Raw genomic sequence first — 7,763 nt, forward strand, 5'->3', positions numbered from 1 at the left:
AAGGCAAACTCGTGGTGACCCCGGCTGCGCCATGCGCATGGCACCGGTCGGGGCATCCCTGACTGCCTCTATGGCACAGGACAGTGTTCATCTGTTTGAACGACACGGCAAAAGGAGTGCTTGCCCAGGGCCGCATGATCGCGCGTGTCAATTGCGCTATCGCCCACCCCTTTATCACGACCTTGATAATCCGATCATACGAGTGACGCCGAACGAGGCATTCGTTCATTAACTTCAATTTTGGCTTTTATTAGCTGAAAGGATCACTCACGTGCCTGTAAATCATAATTAAATGTTTTACATGCCCTTCTTCATACTTGAAAAAAGTGCATTTAAAATAATACAAAAAAACATTGCGAGACGCATTCCAAGTGCTTTAACTTTTATGGGCAGCCGGTCATGAACAGATCGGGAAACACTTCGTCTGTTCTGCCCACCGGCTGTACCGCAGACCACCCGTGCCTGACAAAGGCGCCCAACCCTCATGAATACTGGCGTGTCTCCAGAGCATTGACGTGTACGGACGTCGGCTTGCGCTCGCCTTTTCTATTCGTGAACCCCGGGTGACTGCAACCAACATGGAATGTTGTCAACGGCGAAACAGGCCTACAGAGTTGCAACTTTCCGGCGTATTTACAACCACCGGGATACCGTCATGACTTGTCAGAAAACGCGACTTGAACGTAAGAAACAAGAACTTAGCCAGCACCCCGTTTTTGCTGAAATTGATTCATTACCCGTGTTACGGCGCTTTATGGAAGTCCATGTATTCGCCGTGTGGGACTTCATGTCGCTGACCAAGCGCCTGCAACAGGAGCTGACGTGCACGCAACTGCCGTGGCTGCCGCCGCGCGACCCTGCCGCCGCACGTCTGATCAATGACATCGTGCTCGGCGAAGAGTCGGATGACCGGCCCGGGCACGGTCACTACAGCCACTTTGAACTGTACCTGGATGCCATGCGTGAGATCGGTGCCAGCACCGCCCAGGCCGAGCGCTTCATCGAGTTGCAGCGCCAGGGCGTGCACCACACCACCGCGTTGCAACGGGTCAATGCCGATCCGGCCGCCGCCCTGTTCGTCACCCAGACCCTGGCCACGGCACTGCATGCACCGGCGCACTGCGTCGCCGCCTCGTTCCTGCACGGCCGTGAAAGCGTGATACCGGCGATGTTCCAGGCCCTGCTCGACAAGTGGGAGATCGGCACCGCACAGGCCCCGACCTTTCGCTATTACCTGCAACGGCATATCGAACTCGACTCCGAGGACCACGGACCGGCGGCCGAGCATTTGCTGGCACGCCTGGTCGCCGGCGATGAGCAACGCGAGCGCGAGGTCTACCAGGCCGCCATCGCTGCCGTGGAGAGCCGCATGGCGCTGTGGGACACCTTGCGCCTGCACTTGCACGCCCCGTTGATGCAGGCCAGTGCATGACGCGCCGCCTCCCCTTGCAGCCTGAAAGGACGCCATCATGAAAGCTGAAGACTACGTGTCATTCGTCGAGGCCTGGGAAGCACGCGCCACGATCCGCACGCGCCCACGGCGTATCGTCGAGGACGATGAACGCCTGATCTACCCGCTGAGCCGCCAGCCTCTGGTGCTCAGCGAAACCTTCACCCGCCAGTGCCCGGAACTGCGCGATTACGCCCTGGTGCAGAGCCTCTACAAGTTCATCAACGATGTGGTGATTTTCGAGACCGAAATCGTCGACAAGACCGCCCGCAGCATCGCCAAGGACCGCTTCGCGATCCGTTTTCCATTCGCGTGCCGCTTCGATGCCATGAGCGTGGTGGTCGATGAGGATTATCACGCCCTGGTGGCGATGGACTTCATGCAGCAGACCATCGCCCTGACCGGCATCGAGCCCATTGCGCTGCCCACCGAAATCGAGCTGAGCCGGGCCATTCCGGCGGCCCTGGCACAGGCCCCTGATCACCTGCGCAGTGCCGTGGAGCTGATTTGCGTGGCCATTGCCGAGAACACCGTGACCAATGATGTGGCTGCGTTTGCCAAGGACGATTCGGTCAAGCAGTCGGTCAAGGGCCTGATGGCCGATCACCTGCTCGACGAAGGCCGTCATTCGGGCTTCTGGACACGGCTGGTGCGCATCTACTGGCAGACCGCCACGCAGGCCGACCGCGAGGCCATTGCACAGATCCTGCCGGTGTTCATCCATCAGTACCTGACCAACGAGATCCAGAACGGCTTCGACTTTGCCCTCATCGATCACCTACCGGTGGCCGACACCGTGAAGCAGGCCCTGAAGGCCGAAACCCTGGCGTTGAGTTTTCCGATCAACAGCCATCACCCGCTGGTGGGCAATATCGTGCGCTTCTTTCGTAACAGCACGCTGCTTGAAGCCGCGTGCGTGCGCGAAGCGTTGGTCGACTACCTGCCGGCCCGCGAGGTGTGCGCATGAGACGCCTGGAGATTGTACTGGCCGGTTGCAGCGGCGTGCTGGAGGCGCTGCACCGTGAGCTGCTGGAGCATGGCCATGCCGTGCATCACCTGCGCGATCTGCACGCTGTGTACACGGCTGCAGTCAATGAGCCGGCACTGCTGATCGACGACGGCAGCCTGGCACTGGATGAAACGTGTCTGGGTGCGTTTGCCGCCGAGCATTGCCTGAGCGTGCGGGTCGGTTTCAAGACCGACGCCTTGCAGGACCTGCCAGCGCTGGAACTGTTGTGCTGGCATGGCCGGCGCCTTATCGTGCGCCAGTGGCAGCCCGAACAGGCGGCGGGCAATGGCCGGCAATTGCGCGATGACACCGTGGCGACGCTGGTGGACCTGCTGGCCTTGCAGGTCAGCCGGCTGTCCCGGGATGCGGATTACCTTGCCGGCTTGAGCGAGGTGGCCGCGACACCGATCGAGCCTGTGGAGGGTTTGCAGGCGCTCGATTGCCTGGTGTTCGAGCATCGCTTGAACCAGACCGCACATCCGGCCTTGCTGGAAGTGGCCGCCACGCCGCTGAGCATCCGTCTGGCGCACAGCCTGGCCATGTTTGCCGAACGCCCGGCGCTGACGCTGGGCGGGCAGACGCTGAGCTACCGGCAGCTACAGGCGCAGGCGGTGGCCATCCAGCAACCGTTGCTGGATCGCCTGGCCACGCTGCGCCAAGGGCAAGCGGTGCCGGTAGTCGGCATCTGCCTGCCCAAATCGGCAGCATTGTTTGCCGGTGTGCTGGCGATTCTGGGCAGCGGCGCAATCTATCTGCCGCTGGACCCCAACCAGCCGCTGCAACGCCAGCAGTACATCCTGGAAAATGCCGGCGCCGTGTTGCTACTGCACGATGGCGAGCACTCACTGGCAGCGTCCGGGTTCCCGGCGCTGGCTATCACCGACATCGCGGTGACGGCGTGTGATCAGCCGCTGGTGCGCGTGGCGTTTGCCAGCGACAGCCCGTGCATGGCGCTGTACACCTCAGGCACCACCGGCCAGCCCAAGGGGGTGTTGCTCAGCCAGCACAACCTCAGCCACTTCACGGCCTGGTATGCCGACTATGTGGCGTTGTCCGAGCACAGCCGGGTCTTGCAGTTCTCGACCTTGAGTTTCGACTCGTCGGTGATCGATATCTTCCCTACGCTGCTCAGTGGCGCCGAGCTGGTGGTGGCCGACGAGGATCAGCGCCGCGACCCGCTGCAATTGCTGGCCCTGCTGCGCCAGGGCATCAGTCACGCGTTTCTGCCACCGGCGCTGCTGAGCCTGTTGCCGCTTGAGGAGCCGCTGGGCCTGACACACCTGGTGACCGGCGGTGATGTCTGTGAGCCGTACGTGATTGAACGCCTGGCCGGCCAGTGTCACTTTTACAACCTGTACGGGCCGACCGAGGCCACGGTGCTGGTCACGGCCCGGCCCTTCGAGGCCGGCAGCAGCAACCGTAGCCTGGGGCGGCCGATTGCCAACAGCCAGGTGTGGATTCTGGATGAAGATCTGCAGCCGGTGGCCGAGCAGGTGCAGGGCGAGTTGTATATCGCAGGACCCGGCGTGGGCCTGGGTTATGTGAATAACCCGCAGTTGAACGCCGAGCGTTATGTCGAGCTGCAGTTGCCCGATGGCCAGCACCTGCGCGCCTATCGCACCGGTGACCTGGGCAAATGGACCCCGGAAGGCATCGAGCTGGGCGGGCGACGGGACAATCAGGTCAAGATCCGGGGTTTTCGGGTCGAGCCCGAAGAGATCGAGCATGGCCTGCGCAGCGCACAGTTGTTTCGCCAGGTGGCGGTGGTCATCGACGAGCAGCGGCGGGTCCTGGCCTTTGTCGCCCAGCCCCACGACGCCCGGCTGACGACCACCCTGCAAACGCTCAAGGATCATGTGCAGCGCCTGTTGCCGGACTACATGCAGCCCACGCTGTACACCGTGCTGGAGCACATGCCGTTTGCCAGCAATGGCAAGGTCGACCGTGTGGCGCTGCTGAAGATACCGCTGAAGATTGCCGGGGCCGGTGTGCGTCGGCAGCCCGACAACGAACAGGAGCAGCGGCTGCTGATGTTGTGGGCCGAGCTGCTGGAGCTGCCGACGCAGGACATTGCCACCGATGAAAGCTTCTTTAATCTGGGCGGGCATTCGATTCTGTTGTCGCGCTTGTTGCTGGGGGTCCGTGAGCAGTTCGGGCGCAGCATTCCGATCAATCGCTTTATCGAAGCGCCGAGCATCCAGACCCTGGCCCGGTTGCTCGCCAGTGACGAGGGCACGGGCTGGACAGTCAGCCCGCAGGCCCTGCGTGATGCCAGCGCACCGCTGCACCTGCCGGTGCTGCCGGTCAGTGCCCTGGGCGATGTGCACAAGGTCATCGTCACTGGCGCCAACGGCTTTCTCGGTGTGCACATCGTGCAGGCGCTGCTGGACTGGGGCGCGACCGAAGTGGCCTGCCTGGTGCGTGAGGGCAACGGCCTGAGTGCGCGCGAGCGTTTCATCCAGGCACTGCAGGAAAACCGCCTGGCGCACCTGGACCTGAGCCGGGTGAGCATTCATGCCGCCGACGTTACCCGGCCGCAGCTGGGCCTGGATGACACGGTGTATGAACGGCTGGACCGTGAGTTCGGGGCGCTGGTGCATAACGCCGCCAACGTCAATCACGTACAGGACTACGAGACCCTGGCCCGCGACAACGTGGCGCCGATTTTCGAGTGCCTGAAGCTGTGCGAGGGGCGCAGCAAGAAGGTGTTCAATTTTGTCTCGACGCTGTCGGCGTCCAGTGCCGTCGATGCCGCAGGCAGCGTGCTGGAGCAACCGGCCGCGGCCACGCCACCGATCTACATCAAGAACGGCTACAACCTGTCCAAATGGGTGGCCGAGCGGGTGCTGGAGCAGGCGCGAGCGCTAGGGGCGTGGGTGAATATCTATCGCCCCGGCAACATCGCCTTCAACAGCGTCACCGGGGTCTGCCAGCCGCAGAAGAATCGGCTGATGCTGATGCTCAAGGGCTCGCTGCAACTGGGCCAGGTGCCGGATTTCGCCATCAATTTCGATCTGATGCCGGTGGATTTCCTGGCCCGCTTCATCGGTTTTCATGCCAGTCGCCACCAGCCCGACAAGGCGGTGTTCAACCTGCACAACCCTGAACCCCTGAGTTGGGACAGCTATGTGCAGGCCTTCCGGGACGCCGGCCGGGAATTCGAGCTGGTCAGCGTGGCGCACTGGCAGACCCAACTGAATCGGGTCGACAGCCAGAACGCGCTGTTCGGTGTGCTGGGGTTCTACCTGGATGGCTTCCAGGAGGACATCGGTGACATCTCGATGATCGAGTACCACAACGCCCTGGCTGGTATTCACCGGATGGGCGAGCACTACCCGCCCAAGACGCCGGCGCTGCTGAGCAAGGGCTGCACCTACCTGAAAGAAATCGCCTTTATCTGATCTTGTTTTTAAGACAACGGAGAATGACATGACTGTATTCACTACGCTGCAACCCGACACTCGCATCCACAACGCCGCGGCCTGCCGTGTCGTGTCCAGTGTGCATGTGCCGGCCGACGCCACGCGTGCCTGGGCCGTGGCGGGCGACTTTGGTGGTTTTCAGGCCTTTGTCCCAGGCATGGAGAGCACCGAGGTGATCGGCCAGGGGCCGGGCTCGGTGCGTCATAAGCGTTTCAAGGACGGCCATGTGGCCATCGAGCAGTTGAACACCCGCGATGACCAGGCCCGCTGCATGACCTGGACGCTGATCCATACCAGTCTGCCGGTCGGCAACTTGTGGGCGGCCATGACGGTGGCGGCGGTCGATGACCAGGCCAGCATGGTGACCTGGACCATTGTCGCCGACCCTCTGCCTGGCGCCGCGCAGGACCTGGCGGCCTTTGAAGCCTTCCTGCAGGGCTTTGCCGACACCTCGATGAATAACCTGCGCGGCCTGTTCGGCTGACACTTGCTCACTGAGCCCGCCCGGTGCCTGGCACCGGGCGGGCACTCAAGTGCGCTTTATTCAGCCGGTTGCACCACCAGGGTGGCCGGGGTCATGACCCCCGCATCGAACAGGTAGCGCTTGCCGGCGCTGGCACAATAATTCTTGAAGCCTTTGCGCGAGCATTCCACATCCGGCGTGGCCAGGCCGGGAAAGACGGTAGGGCTCGTCCCGTAATCCAGATACAGGATGTCGCGCCCGACCTTGCCAATCATGGGGGCTGAGTACTGAGTGTTGTCACACTCCATTTTCTCGCCAGTACAGGGTACAGGCAGCCATTTCAGCTGCGCCAGGTCGAGGAGCGGCACGGGGGCACCATTGATGAACAGGTGCTGGCGATCCCTGGCGAACGAGAACCGGTCCAGGCGGGTGTCGTCCTCGAAGGGGAAGATCACCTCGAAACTTTCAGGGTCGGCTCCATTGATCTTTTCCGAATCCAGGTACACCGACGTGCTGTCCATCGCATAAGACGCGGCACTACGCCGCTGCACGGGCGTCAGGTTGGTCTGACTGGACGCCAGCGTGCGCAGGTGGGCACCGTCCTCGCTGACCAGCCAGAACGTGCGCTCTTCGACGTTTTCGTGGGTTTGCAGCTTGTCGGGCATATAACACTTGGGCATCAGGATCTTGCCCAGCGAACCGACACCGGTACCGCCGCAGTCGTTGTAGCGATTGCTTGACGAGGTGACATAGAAGATACGCCCATCGATGACCTGGTAACCGGTCGGGATCGGGGTCTCACTGTCCTTGGGTGCAGGGCAATCCTGGGTTTTGTAGGGTACGCGGCGGTCCTGGATCGAGTCGTGGATATTGCCGTCGTACCACTTTTCAGTGCAGGTATGGCGCTCGAATGCCTGGGCGGCGGTGGGCGCCGTCAATATGCCACAGAGCAGGCCGAGGGCGGCCAGAGCCAATGCAGTGGCTGTTCTGGATGAGGCGGCCGTGCATATCCATTGCGTGTTCACTGCTTGACTCCTGATGAGGGCTGCCTTGGGGCCAAAGACTTTTTTCGACCCAAAAACAAAACCCCTGACCGCAGGGCGATCAGGGGTTTCGGAATTGAATCTTGACGATGACCTACTCTCACATGGAGAAGCTCCACACTACCATCGGCGATGCACCGTTTCACTGCTGAGTTCGGGATGGGATCAGGTGGTTCCAGCGCTCTATTGTCGTCAAGAAATTCTGTGTGCCGGCGCGTCGATGACAACGTTCCAGCGAATTCGTGTGACTTCTACTTAAAGCAAAACCCCCGATCGCAAGGCGATCAGGGGTTCTGGGTTTGAATCTTGACGATGACCTACTCTCACATGGAGAAGCTCCACACTACCATCGGCGATGCATCGTTTCACTGCTGAG

General features: G+C 61.6%; 5 protein-coding genes and 1 rRNA gene. 4 read left to right on the forward strand and 2 right to left on the reverse strand.

What is annotated here, in order from left to right; translation table 11 throughout:
• Nucleotides 1-655 precede the first annotated feature (655 nt).
• Genes DGA31_RS20945 through DGA31_RS20960 form a run of 4 tightly spaced genes read left to right on the forward strand, consistent with a single transcriptional unit; the run spans nt 656 to nt 6,365 of the window.
• Nucleotides 656-1,432 carry a DUF3050 domain-containing protein gene (locus tag DGA31_RS20945; protein ID WP_056842029.1) on the forward strand — a complete coding sequence of 259 codons (777 nt, stop codon included), beginning with the start codon at nt 656-658 and terminating at the stop codon, nt 1,430-1,432.
• A 37-nt stretch (nt 1,433-1,469) separates the two neighbouring features.
• Nucleotides 1,470-2,417 (forward strand): diiron oxygenase, encoded by a 948-nt coding sequence (locus DGA31_RS20950; protein WP_109513843.1) that lies wholly within the window; start codon nt 1,470-1,472, stop codon nt 2,415-2,417.
• Nucleotides 2,414-5,860, forward strand: coding sequence for a non-ribosomal peptide synthetase (locus tag DGA31_RS20955; protein WP_109513844.1), 3,447 nt, complete (start codon nt 2,414-2,416; stop codon nt 5,858-5,860). The genes DGA31_RS20950 and DGA31_RS20955 overlap by 4 nt, the downstream gene beginning before the upstream one ends.
• A 28-nt stretch (nt 5,861-5,888) precedes the next feature.
• Complete coding sequence (locus tag DGA31_RS20960; RefSeq protein WP_056842026.1) at nt 5,889-6,365, forward strand: SRPBCC family protein; 477 nt, start codon at nt 5,889-5,891, stop codon at nt 6,363-6,365.
• A gap of 56 nt (nt 6,366-6,421) precedes the next feature.
• Here DGA31_RS20960 and DGA31_RS20965 read toward each other — a convergent pair whose 3' ends face one another.
• Entirely contained in the window at nt 6,422-7,369 is a 948-nt protein-coding gene (locus tag DGA31_RS20965; protein ID WP_152035064.1) for a DKNYY domain-containing protein, read from the reverse strand.
• Between the two features lie 99 nt (nt 7,370-7,468).
• Nucleotides 7,469-7,584 (reverse strand): 5S ribosomal RNA (gene rrf, locus DGA31_RS20970).
• Nucleotides 7,585-7,763: the final 179 nt, after the last annotated feature.

The sequence above is a fragment of the Pseudomonas ovata genome (assembly GCF_003131185.1).
GTDB classification, from domain to species: domain Bacteria; phylum Pseudomonadota; class Gammaproteobacteria; order Pseudomonadales; family Pseudomonadaceae; genus Aquipseudomonas; species Aquipseudomonas ovata.

What these genes read in the sequence shown, in the direction of transcription:
- DGA31_RS20955 (WP_109513844.1), top strand. Translation starts at nt 2,414, where the DNA reads ATGAGACGCCTGGAGATTGTACTGGCCGGTTGCAGCGGCGTGCTGGAG.
- DGA31_RS20945 (WP_056842029.1), top strand. Translation starts at nt 656, where the DNA reads ATGACTTGTCAGAAAACGCGACTTGAACGTAAGAAACAAGAACTTAGC.
- DGA31_RS20950 (WP_109513843.1), top strand. Translation starts at nt 1,470, where the DNA reads ATGAAAGCTGAAGACTACGTGTCATTCGTCGAGGCCTGGGAAGCACGC.
- DGA31_RS20960 (WP_056842026.1), top strand. Translation starts at nt 5,889, where the DNA reads ATGACTGTATTCACTACGCTGCAACCCGACACTCGCATCCACAACGCC.